The following is a 17,124-nucleotide window of genomic DNA, read 5'->3' on the forward strand; positions in this document are numbered from 1 at the left end:
AGGGTGTCGACTAGCTCGGAGGTCCGGCTCCGACACCCTTGACCCGGCCTCGGATCCCCTGGGGGTCGGTGTGCTGGGACGCCGTAGGCCGATGCCGTGCACTACGTTCTATTGATCACGCGACCATCGGAGACCCAGTGCCCATTCCAATAGAAATCGCGCGGGAGCTTCGCTACGAGCTCGGGATGGTCGACTTCACGCACGCGCGACTGACGCAGGCTGCATCGAGCGACGAGAACGCCCTGCCCACCGGGATGCTGGCTGCTCTCGTCGAGTCGTTCATCGCTCACGCTCGTTTGATGGACGAGTTTCTCGGCGGTCGGCCGAACGTGCGCAAGGACGACGTGGTGGCGGCCCACTACGTTCCGTCCTGGGCACACCGCGGGTTTCTCACTGATAGCGACCGGGATCGGGCAGACAAGCAACTCCTCCATTTCACGACCAGGCGACGTCAACGCGAGCGATGGCCATCCATTCGATCGCACGCCGGCTCGCGTCCATCTACCTCGAGTTCTACGACTCGCTCGATTCCGCCGACCGGTATGAGCTCGAAGGCACGGCGATCGCTGCGCGCGAGATTCTCGAACGATCCGACAAAGATTGGAAACGCGAGATCAACCTCGGACTTGTATGGGCAGAGGCTGACGCAGGAAACCGAAGCACCTAGCGCATCTGCCCGCGCGAGCGGGCGTCGTCGAGCGTGCGGCTCAGGTCAGTTCGGCGAGTAGGTGTTGGTTCCGCTTGGAGATGAGGCGTCGCAGCTAGGTAACGAGAACCATGCGTTCGGCAAGCCACCCGAAGATGGGCGATCCGACGGTGATGGTGTCTGTCATCCGGCATGCGTTTCCCACTGACTCGAACCGATGCTCGTGAGCGAACGTCTTGAACGGTCCGCGCACCTGTTCGTCGACGAATCGCGTGGGCTTCTCCAGTGCTGTGATCTTCGAGGTCATCGTGAACCAGATGCCGAAGTGGCGTGCGCGCCAGGTGACGGTCTCACCCAGACCGATCGTGCCCGAGGTTGTGCCGGCGATCGCGCGCTCGCCGGACTGCTCCATCGACGACACGTGTGCGTCGATGTTGAGAGAGATCTCGAACAGCGCCTGCGAGCTCACATCGGCGTCGGTCACGACCACGAACGTTGACGGCATGCTTTCATTCTGCGCGCTGTCAGGTGCCGTACCGACTGCACGGAGCCCGGTCGAGCAACAAGCACCCTGGCCCGGTTAAATACCGACTCCAGTCGTCGGGCTAGAGACGGCCGATTACCCGGCCCGAGGTTCTTGCGCCGTTGGGTTCGACATACGCACGCCGGCGGCAGGCGACCACTGGGCCGGGATGACGAAGCGCGTCTGCGTGGATAATCACGAGCATGTATGGGCAACGAATCGCGCGCTGGGAGAAGGTCACTGAGTGGCCGCTCACCGTCGCAGCCATCCTCTTCCTGACTGCGTACGCTGTTCAGATTCTGGCTCGGCCAGACGGACTCCTAAGTGCCGTGTGCGAGGTGACCCTCTGGCTGACCTGGCTCGTGTTCGCGATCGACTACATCACTCGGCTCGTCATCACTGAACACAGGTGGCGATGGTTCTATCGACACCTGCTCGATCTCGCGATCGTGGTGCTGCCGATGCTGCGACCCCTGAGGCTGATGCGCTTCCTCACCGTGCTCGCGATCCTCGGCCGCGGAACCGGCACATTGCTACGCGGTCGAGTTGTGATCTACACCGTCGGCGCGACTGTGCTCGTTGTGTTCATCGCTGCACTCGCCGTACTGGACGCCGAGCGCGGAGCGGGCGGGGACATCACCACGTTCGGCGACGCCATCTGGTGGGCGTTCGTCACGATCACGACGGTCGGCTACGGCGACTTCTTCCCGCTGACGGTTACGGGACGGATCGCGGCAGTCGGCCTCATGATCGGTGGCATCGCGCTGATCGGTGTTGTCACGGCGACGCTCGCATCCTGGATCGTTGAGCGGGTCGCGGACCAGGCGACCAAGACGACGACTGCGACCGAACGCCAGGTCGAGGAACTCAGACAGGAGATCCACGAACTGAAGGATCTGATCCGCGAACTCAGACCCGCCGCCTGACAACGAGAAGTGATGCACGCAGGCACCAATCGGTGAGGTAGGCGCGTCACCTTGCGTGGTCGCGGATCGCGTGTCAACCTGGTTGTATGGCTCGCGGGCGGTACAAGCAGCGAAAAGTCGCGGCAGATTGGGAAAGCCGAGTCGCGGCGGAGAGCCGTGCGCGCCACGTTGAATCTGTTGCTGACGTGTCCGCAGAATCCGATCCCACGCCGCCAGCCCCGAGACTACGAGCTGGAGATGGCTCCTCGTTTCGACGACCGGCGGCCGCATTCCCGGATCAGTCTTCACGTGCTGTCCCGGCTCAGGCGGTGGTGCAGAGTCGGGCTCGAGCGTCGACTCCTTGGGAGAAGAAGACGACTCAACAATCGGATCTTCGTCGGCTGACCGAGGTTTCGAATGCGCTCTCAAAGCTTCACCGCGAGGAGGCTAAGCTGCTCCGCCAACGTGACGCGCTGATCGCCGAGCTAAGGGCTCAGGGCGTCGCGTGGTCCGCACTCTCAATGCGTACCGGCCTCAGTCGTCAGGCTCTGAGCAAACGAGTTGCGCCCGCGGGATGACGCGTAGGCCGTCCGCGGCCGCTCGCTGCCGAGTGCCTCGCACAGCGTGGAGGTGTTGTGGTCTTCAGTGACGGGCTCGTATCCATCGACCTGGTCAGGGCGTGCCGGCGCCGTCGCCCGGAGGCTCCGCGACTGCGAGGATAGCGGCGCCGAATGCGGCGGGGGCCTCGGCGGGAAGGTTGTGTCCCGCGTGTGGCACCTGGCGGTGTTCACGGGGGCCTGTGAAGAATCGATCGTGCTGTGATCCGTCCGTGGCGGGGAAGTTGCCGTCGGCCATTCCGTCGAGGGTGATGGTCGGCACGCTAATGGTCGGAGTCAGCGCCAGGCGTTGCTCGAGCGCCTCGTAGGCGGGTGCGCCGGGGGCGAGCCCGAGCCGGTGGCGGTACGAATGGATCACCACATCGACGTAGTCAGGGTTGTCGAACGCGGCGGCCGCCTGATCGAGCTGTGCGTCGGAGAACGGCCACTCGGGCGAGTTGCGTCGCCAGATGACGTCCGCGATCTGCTTCCGGTTCTGCTGCAGGCCGGCGACGCCACGTGCGGTTGCGAAGTACCAGAAGTACCAGAACCCCGCTTCGAGGTCCGGACGAATCGGGGTGCGAGATGCCGAGATGTCTTGGATGAGGTAGCCGTTCACGACCACAAGTCCTGAGATGCGTTCGGGCCAGAGAGCCGCGACGACGCACGCCGCTCGGCCGCCCCAGTCGTATCCGGCGAGGATCGGCTGCTCGAGCTTCAGTGCGTTGATGAATGCGAGCAGGTCCGCGCCGAGCGCCGCCTGCTGACCCGAGCGGGGCGCGGAGTCGTTCAGGAACCGTGTCGGCCCGTGACCGCGCAGGTAGGGCACCACCACCCGGAAGCCCGCGTCGACGAGCATCGGGATGACTTCGCTGAAGGCGTGCACGTCGTACGGATACCCGTGAAGGAGCACGACGGGTTCAGCGGAAGGATCGCCCGCATCCACATACGCGACGGAGAGCTCGCCAGCATCGATCGTCTCGAAAGGGAGAGAGTTGAGAGTCAAGGTGTCCTCCAGGAACGGGGATCTGCGGACCGGTGGGAGGGAGCTCCGCGGAAGACGGCGCGAAGCTCCCTCGCCGGGTCACGCGGCGGCGGATGACGTGAGGCTGGAGACGTATGCCTTGGCGGCGTCGACGATCGTGGCGGTGACAGCGTCGGGCTGCGAGACGCTGATCGCGTGCGAGGCTCCGGCGATCTCGCGGGTGCCTCGCGATCCGGCGCGATCGGCGCCGGCGCGGTGAACGGCGACAGGGATGTTGAGGTCGGCGTCACCGAACACGAACCACGCCGGGATGTCCTTCCAGGCCGGGCGCTCGGCGGCCAGAGGCTCGGACAGCGCCGCCTGTGTCACGGGCCGTTGAGTCGCCGCCATGAGCGCGGCGTCCGCCTCGGAGGCGTCGGCGGCGAACTGGTGGTGGAAGAGCTCCTGGCGGATGGCGATCTCGTTGCCTCCGCTCGCGACGGGATAGGCCGCGAGTGCGTCGCCGAGCGTGCTGCCCGGCGCGCTCGTCGACAGGTCGAAGGCGCTCTGGCCGGTCTCAGGGACGAATGCGGCGGCGTAGACGAGCCCCACCACGGCCGGGTTCTCGGCGGCGGCGGCGGTGATGACCATTCCTCCGTAGGAGTGGCCGACGAGGACGACGGGTCCGCCGATGGATGTGATGACGTCGCGCACGTACGCGGCATCGCCGGCGAGGCTGCGAAGGGGGTTGGCCGCAGCAACGACGTGCACGTCGTGGGCGAGTAGTTGGGCGATGACGCCGTTCCACGAGGCGGACTCCGCGAATGCTCCGTGGACGAGGACGATGGTCGGCTTCTGGTCGTGCATGATGTTCCTTCTTTCTGATGGGGTGTTGTTTCGAGGGGAGTCAGGCTTGCGCGAATGCTTTGCGGAGGACGTGGACGGCCTGCTCGATGGCGGCGGTCGCGGCAGCCGACGAGCGCAGCGGGTCGAGCATCATGAAGTCGTGGATGGTGCCGTCGTAGCGGACGAGCGTGGTGCGGACGCCCGCCGCGATCAGGTGTCGCCCGTAGGCCTCACCTTCGTCGCGGAGAACATCGTTCTCGTCGACGATGAGGAAGGTCTCGGGGAGTCCTTTCAGCTCGTCGATCGGCGCTCGCAGCGGTGAGACGGTCACGTCGTGGCGGTCGGCGTCGGCAGGGAGGTAGTTGTCCCAGAACCAAGCCATCGCGTCGGCGCGAAGGTGGAAGCCTTCAGCGAACTCTCGGTAGCTGGCGGTGTCCTGGCCGGCATCGGTGACGGGGTAGTAGAGCGACTGATGGATGAACGCGACGTCGCCGCGCTTCTTCGCGAGGATCGTGAGCACTGCGGCGATGTTGCCGCCGGCTGAGTCGCCCGCCACGGCGAGCCGACCCGCATCCAGCCCGTGACCTTCCCCTGCATCCGTGATCCACCGCGCGGTGGCGTACGCCTGTTCGATCGCGACAGGATGCCGGGCCTCGGGCGAACGGTCGTATTCGACGAACACGACCGCGGCCTCGGCACCGATGGCCAGTTCGCGGATGAGGCGATCGTGGGTGCCGGCGTCACCGAGTACCCAGCCGCCACCGTGCACGTAAAGCACAACCGGCAGCAGCTCCGTCGCACCGACCGGCCTGACGATTCGGACCCTCACGTCTCCGACCTCAGCGGCGACGGTGATCCACTCGTCGGCGACGTCGGGCTTCGGCACAGGTCCCGCCTGTACGCCGTCCAGCAGCGCACGCGCGCCTTGCACGCCGAGGTCTGCGAGGAACGGCGGGGTCGCGGCGGCCCGGGCGAATGCCTGTGCTTCATGTTCGAGGGTGTGGTCGTTCATGTCGTCGTCCTTGTCATGAGGTCTGCGAGCGGCCGGGGTTCGTGCGGCTCACCAGGAAGGACAGGGCGACGATCGCCGTTGTGACACGCCTAGCCGATTGCGAGGGCGTCGTCACAAACCGCACGTCTGTCCGGTCTGTTCGTATGACTGAGGAAGGGACACGACATGAGAATCACCGTTATCGGAGGCACCGGACTGATCGGGAGCCGACTCGTCGATGTGCTGGAGCGCGGAGGGCACGCGGTCGTCACCGCCGCGCGTGCCACCGGCGTGAACTCGTTCACGGGCGAAGGGCTCGAGGCCGCGCTCGACGGAGCGCAGACCGTCGTCGACGTCTCGAACTCCAGCTACACGGACGTGGCGGGCGCGCTCGAGTTCTTCGAAGCATCCACCCTGAACCTGCTGACGTATGGCGCTGCCGCCGGAGTCCGACACCACGTCGCGCTGTCGGTGGTCGGCACGACCCGTCTCGCGAGGGCGCAAGGCGGGTACTTCATCGCGAAGGCCGCGCAGGAGCGCCTCATCGCCGACTCTGGTCACGACTACTCACTCGTGCACGCAACGCAGTTCTTCGAGTTCATCCGCAGCATCACCGAGACCGCCACCCGCGGTCGAGTCGCCCACCTCGCGGATGTGCTCGTGCAGCCTATGGCCGCGGACGACGTGGCTTCGGCGGTGGCCGACACCGCGCTCGGCGAGCCGGTGAACGGGGTCGTGGAATTCGCCGGTCCAGAGGTCTTCGGGCTGGCCGACCTCGCCCGACGTGAGTTGCGGTTCCGACAGGACGAGCGCGAGATCGTTGCCGATCCGCTCGGCACCTACTTCGGGGCGCGCCTCGCTGAGCGTGATCTTCTGCCCGAAGCGGTCGCCACGATCAGGCCGACACGGCTGCACGAGTGGCAGACGCGCGCCGCGGTGCCACACTGAATCGAGACGATTCTCCCGATCGTGTCACAAACGCCCGCGCTGCCTTGTCAACAGTGCAACGCAGGTCGCGATCGCCGTCGCGCCCTCATCCCGGGAAGGCGGACGACCGTGGCAGACGACGCGAGCATGCAGGACCTGGCCGTGGCGACGGAAGCGTTCGAGCAGTGTCGGCGACGGCTCTTCGGCATCGCCTATCGCATGCTCGGCAGCGTCGCTGATGCCGAGGACATCCTTCAGGATGTCTGGATCCGCTGGCAGTCGACCCGGCGTGACGAGGTGCTCGAGCCGACAGCATTCCTCTCGACCATCACCACCCGGCTCTCGATCAACTCGCTGCAGTCGGCGCACACTCGTCGCGAGACGTACATCGGCCCGTGGCTCCCCGAGCCGATCAACACGGCTGACGATCCGTCACTGGGCGCCGAGCGCGGAGAAGCGTTGCAGTACGCAATGCTGATCCTGCTCGAGAAGCTCACTCCCACCGAGCGCGCGGCCTATGTGCTTCGGGAAGCGTTCGACTACCCGTACGAGCGCATCGCCGACATCGTCCAGACCACCCCCACATCTGCACGCCAGCTCGTCAGCCGCGCACGCAAGCATCTCGCCGCCGAACGACGCGCCACCGTGGCTGCGGGAGAACAGCGCCGGCTGCTCGAAGCCTTTCTCTCTGCCGCCCAGCGCGGCAATGCCGCGGCGCTCGAGGAGCTCTTCGCCGCTGACGTCGTGAGCTACTCCGACGGCAACGGCATAAAGCTCGCGGCCCGAGTCCCGGTCATCGGCCAATCTCGAGTGGCGAAGTTCGTCGCCGCATTCTCCAGCCACTTCTGGACTGGCAAGACGATCGACTGGGTCGAGGTCAACGGCCAGCCCGCCGTCACCCTGTCCGAGGGCGGCGTCGTGACGACCGCGCTCACGGTGACGGCGACCGCCGATGGCATCCGTCAACTGCTCTGGATCATGAGCCCCGACAAGCTTCAGCACGTCACGACGGTGGGCGCATGACATGGTGGCGCAACTCGTCACGGCACTCCGATCCGCAGGCGAAGGCTGCCCAGCAGGCGCGGCTCCAAGAGACTGTTCGCGCGCTCATCGCAGGTTGTGAACAACGTGACCTTGCGCTGATCGCGCGCATCCTCACGTCCGACGTCGACGCCGTCGTCGACACCGGTGGAGCAGTCTCGTGCCCCTCGCACCAGGCCGACGGTGCTCGCGAGGTCTCTGATCTGATCCTGGGGATCCTCGCGCAGTATGCGCGGGTCACGCTCGAGGAGCGATCCATCAACGGTGAGCCGGGGATCTTGATCCGCGACGATCATGGAGTTGCCGGGGTGATCACGCTCGGGACGAAGCAGGATGCCATCGCTCACCTCTGGATCGTTCTGAACCCGGCGAAGATCTCTCACTTCGACGTCGACTGACCCGCCGGCGCACCAACGATTCCGCCCTCCCTTCCCACATGATGTGCGGGAGGGGAGGGCGGATGCTGAATCATCGGGTCAGGATTCGATGTTCCCGCTCATCGTCAACCAGAGCGAGACACCCTCACCGGCGAGGGGGGTTGAGGGGAAGCCACTGCTCCAGACGAGTCTCGAAGATCTCAGCCCCTTCGACCGGGATCAGCGTGCGCTCCTCGATGTGCGCACCGTAATAGTGCGCCTCGTCGTCTCGGATGACGGTCCGAGCGTCTCGGCGGAATGCGAGCCCTCGCCGCACGAACTCATCGAGACCGAATGCTTCCGGCCCTGCGATCTCGATGTCACCGACCGGTCCGCGGGCAGCCGTGCGGGCCACCGCAGTCGCGACGTCCTCCGCTGCCATCGGCTGGATGAGCGCGCCTGGCAGGCGGACGACATCGCCGTCCGTCGAGATGTCCGCGATGCTGCCGAGGAACTCGAAGAACTGCGTCGCGTGCACGAGCGAGTACGGCACACCAGAGTCGCGGATGAGCTTCTCCTGTGCGATCTTGGCGCGGAAGTAGGGGATGTTCTGCGGGCGGTTGGTGCCCACGATGGTGAGCGCGACGTGGTGCTTCACTCCGGCGACCTTTTCGGCTTCCAGGAGATTCGTCGTGGACGTCACGAAGAAGTCGAGCACGTCCTTCTCCTCGAACGACGGCGAGTTCGAGACGTCGACGACGACATCGGTTCCCGCGAGCGCCTCCGCAACCCCTTGGCCGGTGAGCGTGTTCACTCCCGTGTTCGGCGCAGCGGCCACCGCCTCGTGTCCGTGCTCTGTGAGCTTCGCGACGACCTTCGAACCGATGAGGCCCGTGCCTCCGATGACGACGATTCTTGCCATGACCTTGCCTTCCGTGATGTCCGGCGCGCTCGTGCGCACCCACACATATGACAAGGGCCAGGCGCGCATTGTGACGACGGATGTCGAAGCGTCCGAGGGCGATCGGTCAGCGGGCGCAGTGCAATCCCGCTCCGACGGCGAGAGGATAGCGGTCGGGCTCGGCTCCGTTCCCATCGCTCGCTTTTTCCAGACTGCGCGCTGGCGCGCTCCGCTTAGGAATCGCTTTCGACGGGAACTCCACCGATCCCGACCGCTGATTCGGCCGATTGTCGAAGCGCCGATGCCTGAGCGGAGCAGGGGAGTCGCGGCATCCGATTTGCCCACAATTTGCCCACAATCGGTGGAATCCAGTGCAGTTTCGGTGGTCTGAGCACACCCACGAAAGGCCGAGAAGTCCGCGGAATCACGCGGATCTGGCCGAAATCCGCGGAACGGCGCGGGGGCCTCGGCAGAATTCGATTCCCCCCATCTCCACGAGCCGCTGTCACAGAAGAGGGCCAGAAAACTGCGGAATCACGCGGATTTCTGGCCCTTTTCGTTCGCTCGGGCTCGGGACGGTATCGCGATTCGCCCACACATCGCTTTGAGCGGGCCTCGAGGAAGGCGGGGTGGGGGACGATGCTGCGCTCCGGTTCTTCGGTGCTCCGACGACGATGCCACCTTCGACCTCGACTGCGGCGCGATTCACCTAGACGGTCTGGCGTTCGATGTTGATGTCACGAACGTGCATGCCGATCGCCTCGCTCCGGGTCGCGTGCGGCAATGGATGCGATGAGGATCGCCGCATGGATGGCCATACAGACACGAAGCCCCCGCTCGACAACATCGGGCGGGGGCTCGTTTGGGTATCTCAACGATCGCGGCTCATAATCAGTGTCCTTCCCTCGGGATAGCGAATCTAGCCACCGACGCGGATTTCGACAATGGCTCTCGGTGCGCCGCCGTCGTCACGAAGGTTGTCCGCAGTGGGGAGGATGCGTGCACGACGCCCGAGCGGCCCACTTGGATCGCTGAACGGGCGTCGCAGCGCCTCAGCGTGGGGGCGTCAGCAACGCTGACCCTACGTGGACGCTCGGGTAGGGCGGTGGTAACAATCAGATGCGGTCGGGATCTAATCGGGTCCGCAGAGACTCAACAGGGCGGCATGCAGAGGTCACTTGTCTGCCTCGATGGCGATGGTGTTGCCGTCGGGGTCGGCGATCCAGAAGATGCGCCCGCCGCCTGCTCGCGGAGCGATTCCTTGCTTGTCCTGTCCGAGACCGTCGTATCGAGGTATCTCTGCTCCAGCGTGGGTGAGTTCGTTGAGGACAGTATCGACATCGTCGACGTACCAGGTCGCGACAGTTGACTGCGCTCCGCCGGCGTTGGGGGTCTCAAAGACGTTGAGCAGGGTTCCGCTGCCCGCTCGATAGGTGCGGCCTCCGCCGTCGATGTCAGCGCTCGGACCCTCGCTGACCTTCTCGAGCCCAAGGATCCCCTCGTAGAAGTCGACCGCACGATGGATGTCGGCAACGCCGATTGACGCGCGCACGGGGAAGTCGCTGAGACCCATGTGCCCCACGCTAGTCCCACTACAGCCTGTCGACCGGTCGTTGAGCTGCCAGAGTCTGCGACTAGATCCGGGTATGCCTGGCCGGGTTCGGAAGACGTTCGATAAGCGCCACTCGCAGCTCGTAGGCGTTGGCTTCGTTCAGGCTGGGCCGTAGATGGGTCTGCTCAGGTTCAGCCGTTGCTGGCTCGGTGAATGATCAGCTCATCGACCGATGCCATCTCGCGGGAGGTGGGCGGGACGAACAGCGAGAGCGCGCGCGCCAGCTCGGTTCTGCTGATCGGGTACGCGTTGGCGTTGGAGTCGACGTTGCGGCGCTTCAACCTGTCCCAGAGCAATTCTTCGTTCACCTCGAACACGTGCCAGGAGATCCGTGCGCCGGATGCGCGTGCATCGGCGAACTTCTGTGACCGTTCGGCGGGCATCCAGAGGCCGTCTTCCAAGATCACGTCGATGCCGGAACCCAGGAGCGCCAGCGCATGACGGTAGAGCACGCGTTGCAACCGATCGTGAAAGTCCGCGTCGGCGTGCGGGATGCCGAGCCGAGCCTGCCAGTCATCCGTCGCCAGTCGAATTCCGTGACCTTCAGCCTCGAGGCGGGTCGCTACGGTCGTCTTGCCCGCGCCTGGCGGCCCGCAGAACAGGGTGAGAGTGGGCGGGGACGTCCGGTCGCCCGTTAGCTGCGGGGTCACCGGGGGACTCCGGGCTGTTGAGACTCACTCCGAGCGCGCTTCCACGGCCCTACAAGCAGCAGAAGGCACGGAGCGAGAACCATGACAACAGGGTACGCGTCGCCGACCTAGTGGACTGGGCTTCGGGCTGCCCTCAACCATCCGTGCGATCGGCGCCGACGACCAGACCCTCCGCCTGCCGGAAGAGTACGGGGCGCTAGCGCCGACGAAGACGGCATCGATGGAATCAATCTGCGCCAGTACCACTCCTTCGACACGCTGCGCGACTTCGGAGAGCTCGTCGTGCCTGAGCTCCGACGACGCGGTCGAATGCGCGACGGCTACGTCGCGGGCGAAACGCTCCGCGAACGACTGTTCGGCGATGGCCCACGGCTTCCCGATCGACACCCGGCCGCCCGGTACCGCGGAGGTCGAAACCTCTAGCGCCGAGACGCACGCTCGCGCGGTAAAGCATCCGGGCTTCGACCGTCCTGGGAAAGATCTCATCGCGTATCACCTCGCCCGCGATGCCCTCTTCAGGTGTGAAGACGGGTTCGACCCCGAGCCCGGTGGAGAGGAGCGGTCATGCCGCGCAACGATGACACCCCGAGCCTGGGCGGTGAACGAAGGGAAGCCGAAGGAGACCTCGCAGAAGCGGGCTCGCGGCGGGTCATCCCCGACATCTCCGGCAATCCCGACGCCTACGCACGACTGATCGACATCATCGGCACGATGACGTCGAGCGGTGCCCGTGCCGACGCCCTCTATCAACGCGCACTCAAGCGCGCCTCGGGCGATCCCGAGTTCGTGACGCTCGTCGCGAAGACCGCGGGCTCGCTGGAGGAGGACGCCTACGAGGAGAGATGGGCGCTGACGCAGCTGATCGTCGACCTCGAGAGTCCGGATGCCGCGGACGCGCTGGTCGAGCTCGTCCGGGCGCCGATCCCGCCCGAGAAGGCGGAGGATCCGTCGCATGGCCTGAGCACCGTGACAGAGGAGGTCATCCTCCGCACCACGGCGATCGAGGGTCTCGCCCGGCTTCAGCATCGGGACGTCGACACGACGGACACGCTGCTCGAGACCATCTCGGCGAGCGACTACGTCTCGCTGCGCCGCGCCTCGTGGTTCGCACTCGTCGACGGCGGTCGTGACGACGCGATCGAGAAGGCACGCAGCATCCTGGGGGATCGCGGCGACTCCTGGATCACCGAGCTGAAGCGCATCCCCGTCGAGGAAGCGCCGCAGGCCGATCGCGCGCAGATCGGGCGAGCCAAGCCCCGACCGCGTCGCCCCCTTCCCGAGCCGTTCGACGGCTGACGAACACTCGCATCTGACGATCTGGAGAACATCATGGTCCACTGCACGTACACGGTCCCCGACAAGAACGCGTCGGGCGACAGCTTCTACGGAGCATCCATCTGCAATCAGGTGTACATCGACTACTTCTGGGGCACCTACGGATTCTCGGGCAACAAGAACTACTGGGACGACGGCTTCGGATGGGATGACCCCTGCAACACCGATCAGCCGCTCGCCCGGGCGTTCAACGGATGCTACGCGCTGACGTACTCGGCATCCGACTACCAGAACGACTCGTACTCGGGCGCGTGCCTGAACTGGGCGCGTCGCTACGTGCGCGAGCACATCGACGACCTGCGCTCGAAGTGCGGCGACGGCTCGAAGATCGCGAGCTTCTCAGGGGGAACGGTCGAGCTCTATCTCGGTTTCTTCTACTCGAAGCACGTGCCCGGGCGGGCCGAGACGCTGCTGCACGAGTCGCGGCACTCGGCCAAGTCGCACAACGCGAAGTTCCCGGCCGGCTCGACGTTCGGCGAAGGCAAGGACGGCGCCGACTCGACGTGGGACTACAACGGCGCGTGGATGTACGGCGCCCTCTACCTCTGGTGGTACTACGCCCAGGGTGCGCGCACGACGAGCGCCCTCCGCCAGGCCGCTCGCCAGCGGGCCAACGTCGTTATCGACGGCGCATTCGCGACGCATCCGGGGTTCAGCATCTGACGCGCCGACCCTCTCGGCTCGAAGACCGGCGCTGCGGCGCTCGTGAGTGCCCTCGCCATCGCGCAGGGCACTCACGACCGCGTGGGCGTCGAGCATCGACGGCGTTGACTCCGCGCGTCGAGACGCCGGTGGCTCAGCTCTTGAAGAAGGCGTTCGCGCGGGACGTGTAGAGCAGGATCAGGCCGATGAGCGGCAGGATGATGCTGCCGACCGCGCTCCAGGCCTGACCCGGCTGCGTCACCAGCAGGTAGATCGAGCCCGCGATGTTCAGCAGGAAGACGATCGTCACGATGAGTCGAGCGCCGTTGCTACCGCCGAAGAGGCCCAGGCTCACCAGAATCGTGATGACACCGACCACGATCGCGATGATCCCGAGGGCGAAGTTGGCTCCGAAGAGGGAGAAGATGCCGGTGATGATCTGCAGTGCGCCGGTGATCCACGCGATGATCGCGACGAGGGTGACACCGAAAGGTCGTGAAGTGGCCATCAGGACTCCCTGATTCGTGTGCGGGATGAACTGCGGGGTTCGGACGTGCCCACGATAGCGCTCAGGCTGAGCTCAGATCGAGCATCCACCGCGACCTGCACGTGGCTTCCGCCGCGACCGCACCCGCGAGTAGCCTCGGACGCGAACGAGGGGAGTGCCATGAAGAACGAGAAGTCCGTGCTCTCGCTCTGGTCGAGCGGATCCGTCCTCTCGATCGCGTCGAAGAACTCCGTCCTGTCGATCGGCAGCGTCGGCTCGGCGTGCTCGATCGGATCGATCGGCTCCTTCGGCTCGATCCTCGGGATCGGCTCGGCCGTGTCGCTGCTCGCGATCATGTCGTGGGTGTCGGTGGCCTCGGTCATGTCCGCGACGAGTGCCGGTGGCGTCATGTCGGGCGGGGCCATCTCGAAGGAGCTCGAGCGCAAGAGCAAGGGCAGGGGCAGGCGCTAGTCCGACCAGAGCCTCTCGACCGCGACCGAGCGACCGAGAACCCGCTCCGCCGCGCGGTGGCCCGAGAGCAGGGCCGCGGTGACGGTGGCAGGGTCGTCCGTCCACGTCGCCTCGCCCGCGAGGTGCAGCACGTCGCCGACCGGTGTCGCGATGACCTCGTGGTCATCGGTCGTCGACCCGACTGTCATGTACGCGTACGAGCCGTGCGAGAACGGGTCGTCCTGCCAGTGCGTGATGTCGACGTGCGTGGGCTGCGGCACGGCGTCTCGGTACAGCCGGCGCAGCTGCGTCAGCACCGAATCGACGACGCGATCCGGCGCCCACGAGCGTGTTGCGATCGCGGCCGGACCGGCGGCGAAGGTGAGCAGCGTCGGCGTGCCGTGCAGCGCCGTGAGGTCGTACCACGAATGCCACCACACGCCCTCGGGGCCCTGCTGGCGGATCGCGTAGACCCCGTCATCCCAGAACTTCTCGTCGAACCGCAGGAACACCTTCTCGAAGGCGTTCATCGTCAGCCGGCCCAATGCCGAGGCGTTCGGCTCGGGCAGCGGCGGATCGATGACGAAGTCGGACGACTGCAGCACGCCGACCGGCACCGTGACGACGGCGTCGGCCGCGGCGAACTCCCCGCGGTCGGTCGTCACGACGACTCCGTCGCCCGACCATGCCACCCGCGAGACCACGTGCTCGAGTCGCACGTCGAGGCCCTCGGCGAGGTGCGTCGGCAGGCGGTCGTACCCGTCGGGGAAGACGACTTCGTCGCCGTCGATCGAGTCGTCGTCCAGCCCGTGGGCGGCGAGGTCGGCGATCCAGGCCCCGTACTGCTCCTCGGAGCGGTGCTGCATGTACTCGCGCACGCGCTCGGCTCGCTCGGCATCCCACCCCTGTCGCGCGACGGCTTCGTCGGTGACGTCGAGGTACGAGGCATCCGGAGCCGAATCGGCGACGACCTCGAGGAGCGTCGCGTCGACGGCGTGGATGTCGGCGATGGATGCCCGTGCCTCGGCATCCGTCAGCCGCACGCCGTCGGGACCGTAGTAGGCGATCGGCCGGCTGTCGGGCTGGTAGCCGCCGACGGTGAACTCGACCGTGCGCATGCCGAAGGCCCGCGCCGCCGCGTACACGGGGGAGTCGGTGATGCCGTGGATCCAGGATGCGCCGAAGTCGGTGATGCGCCCGTCGGTGCGGTCGGTGTGCACGCGGCCGCCGGTTCGGTCGCGCGCCTCGAGCACGACGACGCGACGGCCTTCCTTCGCGAGAAGACGGGCAGCGGTCAGGCCCGAGACACCCGCACCGATGACGATCGTGTCGAAACGCTCCATGCCCGAAACGTTAGCGCTCGCCGCCCGCCAGCTGTTGCGTTCCGATGACGTTGAGCAGCTGCAGCTTGTCGTAGCTCTCCGTGCCCGGCGTCGCGGTGAGCACGAGGAGCGTCTGGCCCTGCTCGGGATCCACGAGGAACTGGCACTGCAGGTCCATGATGCCGATCTCGGCGTGCTGCACGCGCTTCTCGCGCGCGTGCCCCGTGCCCACCTCGTGGGCCTCCCACAGCTGTACGAACTCGGGACTCTCGGCGAGCAGCGCGTCGACGATGGCGCCCGCGCGAGAGCGCGCGCCGTGCTTCGCGTACGCGCGACGGATGTCGGCGGTGAACGCCCGGGAGTGCTCGGGGTGATCCTCGGCCGGGTACACGTTCCGCGCGGAGGGGTCCATGAACCAGCGGTAGCCGACGCTGCGCATGTGACCCTCGAAGCGCGTCTCGTCGCCGAAGAGCGCTCTGGCGGCCGGTGTCTGCGCCAGGGTCTCGCCGAGTTCGGTCATGACCTGCGCGGGAGTGTCGGCGAGCCGATCGAGCACCCGCATCGTGCCGGGCGAGACGTGATCGCCGCGCAGCCCGCGCACCGGCGCGGTATGACCCGCGAGCCGGAACAGGTGATCGCGCTCGTCGAGCGTCAGCCGCAGTCCGCGAGCGATCGCGGCGAGCATCTGCTCCGAAGGCTGGGGGCCGCGGCTCTGCTCGAGGCGGCTGTAGTAGTCCACCGACATGTCGCAGAGCGCGGCGACCTCTTCGCGCCGGAGGCCCGATGTGCGGCGTCGCGACCCTCGCCGCAGACCGACATCCTCGGGCTGCAGCGCTTCGCGCCGACGGCGCAGGAAGTCGGCCAGCTGTGCTCTGTCCATGGTTCGAGTCTCCGAGATCGGGATGCGGGGAACAAGGGATCGGGGATCCCTGTCTCACGCGGCGACGGTGACCCCCGTAAGGCGTTCGGACTCGCGCCGCACCCGGGCCGCGGCATCCACATCCCGCAATCGCGAGTAGAGCGGCTGCTCGGCCGGAGGGCCGCCCAGGTGGCGGAAGCCCCGCGGTCCGTAGAGGTGCCCGCCCACGGCGTCAGCACTGGTCGCCGCGTACACGGCCGACAGCGCGGCGGACTCCGGCGTGCCGACGATGAGGCCGAGGCGCGAGAGCGTGCGGATCACCTTGACGGCCGTCGTGTCGTCGGGGCGCCCCATTCCGGGCTGCGCCGACAGCAGGTTCGTCGGCGTGATGCCGGGGTGCGACAGGGTGCTGCGGATGCCCCAGCCCGCGGCATCCGATCGCCGCTGCAGCTCCGTCGCGAACAGGCCGAAGGCGATCTTCGACGAGCTGTACGCCTTCATGGCGTCGTAGCCGTTCTCCCACTGCAGGTCGTTCCAGTTGATCGCGCCTTGGTCGGCGGCGATGCTCACCTGACTGGTGACGTTGCGCAGCAGCGGGCGCAGGCGCCCCACGAGCGCGAAGTGGCCGAGATGGTTCGTCGCGAGCTGCAGCTCGAAGCCGTCGGCGCTCACCTGCCGGGTGGGAGGCGTCATGACACCCGCGTTGTTGATCAGGTAGTCGATCGGGCGTGCGTCGGCGAGAAGCTCGTCGGCGAACGCGGCGACGGATGCGAGCGACGCGAGATCCATGGGGCGGACCTGGGTGCCGGCATCCGGCGTCCGCTCGCGGATCCGCGCCGCGGCGGCCTCGCCCTTGGCGCGGTTGCGCACCGGCATGACGATCTCGGCGCCGGCGCGGGCGAGGCGCGCGGCGATCTCGAGGCCGACGCCGTCGCTCGCGCCGGTGACGACGGCGAGCTTTCCGGTCAGGTCGGGAACGGTGATGTCGTGGTTCTTGGGCATGCATCCATCGTCTGCATCGGCTCGCACCGGATGAAGGCCCCCTCTACCCAGGGATCGCGAGTCCCTGGC

The 17,124-nt window shown here is 66.6% G+C and carries 19 protein-coding genes; 7 read left to right on the forward strand and 12 right to left on the reverse strand.

Annotated features, from left to right (window positions below; genetic code table 11):
• Positions 1 to 463: 463 nt before the first annotated feature.
• Complete coding sequence (locus ACTIFV_RS08810) at positions 464 to 667, forward strand: hypothetical protein (RefSeq protein ID WP_439592414.1); 204 nt, start codon at positions 464 to 466, stop codon at positions 665 to 667.
• Positions 668 to 761: 94 nt separating this feature from the next.
• Here the strand turns inward: ACTIFV_RS08810 and ACTIFV_RS08815 are convergent, their stop codons facing one another.
• Entirely contained in the window at positions 762 to 1,151 is a 390-nt protein-coding gene (locus tag ACTIFV_RS08815; protein WP_439592415.1) for an SRPBCC family protein, read from the reverse strand.
• A gap of 221 nt (positions 1,152 to 1,372) precedes the next feature.
• On the opposite strand from ACTIFV_RS08815, the gene ACTIFV_RS08820 reads away from it, so the two are divergent.
• Complete coding sequence (locus ACTIFV_RS08820) at positions 1,373 to 2,095, forward strand: potassium channel family protein (RefSeq protein ID WP_439592416.1); 723 nt, start codon at positions 1,373 to 1,375, stop codon at positions 2,093 to 2,095.
• A gap of 651 nt (positions 2,096 to 2,746) precedes the next feature.
• On the opposite strand, the gene ACTIFV_RS08825 is transcribed toward ACTIFV_RS08820, so the two are convergent.
• From ACTIFV_RS08825 to ACTIFV_RS08835, 3 genes are all read right to left on the reverse strand, one after another.
• Positions 2,747 to 3,676 carry an alpha/beta hydrolase gene (locus ACTIFV_RS08825; protein ID WP_439592417.1) on the reverse strand — a complete coding sequence of 310 codons (930 nt, stop codon included), beginning with the start codon at positions 3,674 to 3,676 and terminating at the stop codon, positions 2,747 to 2,749.
• Between the two features lie 78 nt (positions 3,677 to 3,754).
• Positions 3,755 to 4,501, reverse strand: coding sequence for an alpha/beta fold hydrolase (locus tag ACTIFV_RS08830; RefSeq protein ID WP_439592418.1), 747 nt, complete (start codon positions 4,499 to 4,501; stop codon positions 3,755 to 3,757).
• A 40-nt stretch (positions 4,502 to 4,541) separates the two neighbouring features.
• The gene (locus tag ACTIFV_RS08835; RefSeq protein ID WP_439592419.1) at positions 4,542 to 5,492 is read right to left on the reverse strand and encodes an alpha/beta hydrolase; all 951 of its coding nucleotides are present in this window, start codon (positions 5,490 to 5,492) and stop codon (positions 4,542 to 4,544) included.
• Between the two features lie 165 nt (positions 5,493 to 5,657).
• Between ACTIFV_RS08835 and ACTIFV_RS08840 the strand changes: the two genes are divergently transcribed.
• Positions 5,658 to 6,419, forward strand: a complete 762-nt coding sequence (locus ACTIFV_RS08840) for an SDR family oxidoreductase (protein WP_439592420.1) — start codon at positions 5,658 to 5,660, stop codon at positions 6,417 to 6,419.
• Between the two features lie 108 nt (positions 6,420 to 6,527).
• Positions 6,528 to 7,421, forward strand: coding sequence for an RNA polymerase sigma-70 factor (locus ACTIFV_RS08845; protein ID WP_439592421.1), 894 nt, complete (start codon positions 6,528 to 6,530; stop codon positions 7,419 to 7,421).
• Between the two features lie 17 nt (positions 7,422 to 7,438).
• On the opposite strand, the gene ACTIFV_RS08850 is transcribed toward ACTIFV_RS08845, so the two are convergent.
• The 4 genes from ACTIFV_RS08850 to ACTIFV_RS08865 form a co-directional block, all read right to left on the reverse strand.
• Complete coding sequence (locus tag ACTIFV_RS08850) at positions 7,439 to 7,786, reverse strand: hypothetical protein (RefSeq protein ID WP_439592422.1); 348 nt, start codon at positions 7,784 to 7,786, stop codon at positions 7,439 to 7,441.
• Positions 7,787 to 7,961: 175 nt separating this feature from the next.
• Positions 7,962 to 8,717 carry an SDR family oxidoreductase gene (locus ACTIFV_RS08855; protein WP_439592423.1) on the reverse strand — a complete coding sequence of 252 codons (756 nt, stop codon included), beginning with the start codon at positions 8,715 to 8,717 and terminating at the stop codon, positions 7,962 to 7,964.
• Between the two features lie 1,153 nt (positions 8,718 to 9,870).
• Positions 9,871 to 10,269, reverse strand: coding sequence for a VOC family protein (locus tag ACTIFV_RS08860; RefSeq protein ID WP_439592424.1), 399 nt, complete (start codon positions 10,267 to 10,269; stop codon positions 9,871 to 9,873).
• Positions 10,270 to 10,439: 170 nt separating this feature from the next.
• Positions 10,440 to 10,958, reverse strand: a complete 519-nt coding sequence (locus tag ACTIFV_RS08865; RefSeq protein WP_439592425.1) for an AAA family ATPase — start codon at positions 10,956 to 10,958, stop codon at positions 10,440 to 10,442.
• A gap of 564 nt (positions 10,959 to 11,522) precedes the next feature.
• On the opposite strand from ACTIFV_RS08865, the gene ACTIFV_RS08870 reads away from it, so the two are divergent.
• A complete protein-coding gene (locus ACTIFV_RS08870; RefSeq protein WP_439592426.1) occupies positions 11,523 to 12,254 on the forward strand; it encodes a hypothetical protein in 732 nt (243 codons plus the stop codon).
• 33 nt (positions 12,255 to 12,287) lie between these two features.
• The gene (locus tag ACTIFV_RS08875) at positions 12,288 to 12,956 is read left to right on the forward strand and encodes a hypothetical protein (protein ID WP_439592427.1); all 669 of its coding nucleotides are present in this window, start codon (positions 12,288 to 12,290) and stop codon (positions 12,954 to 12,956) included.
• A gap of 133 nt (positions 12,957 to 13,089) precedes the next feature.
• Here ACTIFV_RS08875 and ACTIFV_RS08880 read toward each other — a convergent pair whose 3' ends face one another.
• Positions 13,090 to 13,443: a hypothetical protein gene (locus ACTIFV_RS08880; protein WP_439592428.1), complete on the reverse strand. Its 354-nt coding sequence runs from the start codon at positions 13,441 to 13,443 to the stop codon at positions 13,090 to 13,092.
• Positions 13,444 to 13,602: 159 nt separating this feature from the next.
• On the opposite strand from ACTIFV_RS08880, the gene ACTIFV_RS08885 reads away from it, so the two are divergent.
• Positions 13,603 to 13,893 (forward strand): hypothetical protein, encoded by a 291-nt coding sequence (locus ACTIFV_RS08885; RefSeq protein ID WP_439592429.1) that lies wholly within the window; start codon positions 13,603 to 13,605, stop codon positions 13,891 to 13,893.
• Here the strand turns inward: ACTIFV_RS08885 and ACTIFV_RS08890 are convergent.
• Genes ACTIFV_RS08890 through ACTIFV_RS08900 form a run of 3 tightly spaced genes read right to left on the reverse strand, consistent with a single transcriptional unit; the run spans position 13,890 to position 17,055 of the window.
• Positions 13,890 to 15,215, reverse strand: a complete 1,326-nt coding sequence (locus ACTIFV_RS08890; protein ID WP_439592430.1) for a flavin monoamine oxidase family protein — start codon at positions 15,213 to 15,215, stop codon at positions 13,890 to 13,892. The two genes, ACTIFV_RS08885 and ACTIFV_RS08890, sit on opposite strands and share 4 nt — an antisense overlap.
• A 10-nt stretch (positions 15,216 to 15,225) precedes the next feature.
• Entirely contained in the window at positions 15,226 to 16,074 is an 849-nt protein-coding gene (locus ACTIFV_RS08895; protein WP_439592431.1) for a helix-turn-helix transcriptional regulator, read from the reverse strand.
• Between the two features lie 54 nt (positions 16,075 to 16,128).
• Positions 16,129 to 17,055 (reverse strand): SDR family oxidoreductase, encoded by a 927-nt coding sequence (locus tag ACTIFV_RS08900; protein ID WP_439592432.1) that lies wholly within the window; start codon positions 17,053 to 17,055, stop codon positions 16,129 to 16,131.
• Positions 17,056 to 17,124: the final 69 nt, after the last annotated feature.

Origin of the sequence: Microbacterium sp. (genome assembly GCF_051860965.1) — a bacterium.
Classification (GTDB): domain Bacteria; phylum Actinomycetota; class Actinomycetes; order Actinomycetales; family Microbacteriaceae; genus Microbacterium.

What these genes read in the sequence shown, in the direction of transcription:
- ACTIFV_RS08810 (WP_439592414.1), top strand. Translation starts at nt 464, where the DNA reads ATGGCCATCCATTCGATCGCACGCCGGCTCGCGTCCATCTACCTCGAG.
- ACTIFV_RS08815 (WP_439592415.1), bottom strand. Translation starts at nt 1,151, where the DNA reads ATGCCGTCAACGTTCGTGGTCGTGACCGACGCCGATGTGAGCTCGCAG.
- ACTIFV_RS08820 (WP_439592416.1), top strand. Translation starts at nt 1,373, where the DNA reads ATGTATGGGCAACGAATCGCGCGCTGGGAGAAGGTCACTGAGTGGCCG.
- ACTIFV_RS08830 (WP_439592418.1), bottom strand. Translation starts at nt 4,501, where the DNA reads ATGCACGACCAGAAGCCGACCATCGTCCTCGTCCACGGAGCATTCGCG.
- ACTIFV_RS08835 (WP_439592419.1), bottom strand. Translation starts at nt 5,492, where the DNA reads ATGAACGACCACACCCTCGAACATGAAGCACAGGCATTCGCCCGGGCC.
- ACTIFV_RS08840 (WP_439592420.1), top strand. Translation starts at nt 5,658, where the DNA reads ATGAGAATCACCGTTATCGGAGGCACCGGACTGATCGGGAGCCGACTC.
- ACTIFV_RS08855 (WP_439592423.1), bottom strand. Translation starts at nt 8,717, where the DNA reads ATGGCAAGAATCGTCGTCATCGGAGGCACGGGCCTCATCGGTTCGAAG.
- ACTIFV_RS08860 (WP_439592424.1), bottom strand. Translation starts at nt 10,269, where the DNA reads ATGGGTCTCAGCGACTTCCCCGTGCGCGCGTCAATCGGCGTTGCCGAC.
- ACTIFV_RS08870 (WP_439592426.1), top strand. Translation starts at nt 11,523, where the DNA reads ATGCCGCGCAACGATGACACCCCGAGCCTGGGCGGTGAACGAAGGGAA.
- ACTIFV_RS08875 (WP_439592427.1), top strand. Translation starts at nt 12,288, where the DNA reads ATGGTCCACTGCACGTACACGGTCCCCGACAAGAACGCGTCGGGCGAC.
- ACTIFV_RS08880 (WP_439592428.1), bottom strand. Translation starts at nt 13,443, where the DNA reads ATGGCCACTTCACGACCTTTCGGTGTCACCCTCGTCGCGATCATCGCG.
- ACTIFV_RS08885 (WP_439592429.1), top strand. Translation starts at nt 13,603, where the DNA reads ATGAAGAACGAGAAGTCCGTGCTCTCGCTCTGGTCGAGCGGATCCGTC.
- ACTIFV_RS08890 (WP_439592430.1), bottom strand. Translation starts at nt 15,215, where the DNA reads ATGGAGCGTTTCGACACGATCGTCATCGGTGCGGGTGTCTCGGGCCTG.
- ACTIFV_RS08895 (WP_439592431.1), bottom strand. Translation starts at nt 16,074, where the DNA reads ATGGACAGAGCACAGCTGGCCGACTTCCTGCGCCGTCGGCGCGAAGCG.
- ACTIFV_RS08900 (WP_439592432.1), bottom strand. Translation starts at nt 17,055, where the DNA reads ATGCCCAAGAACCACGACATCACCGTTCCCGACCTGACCGGAAAGCTC.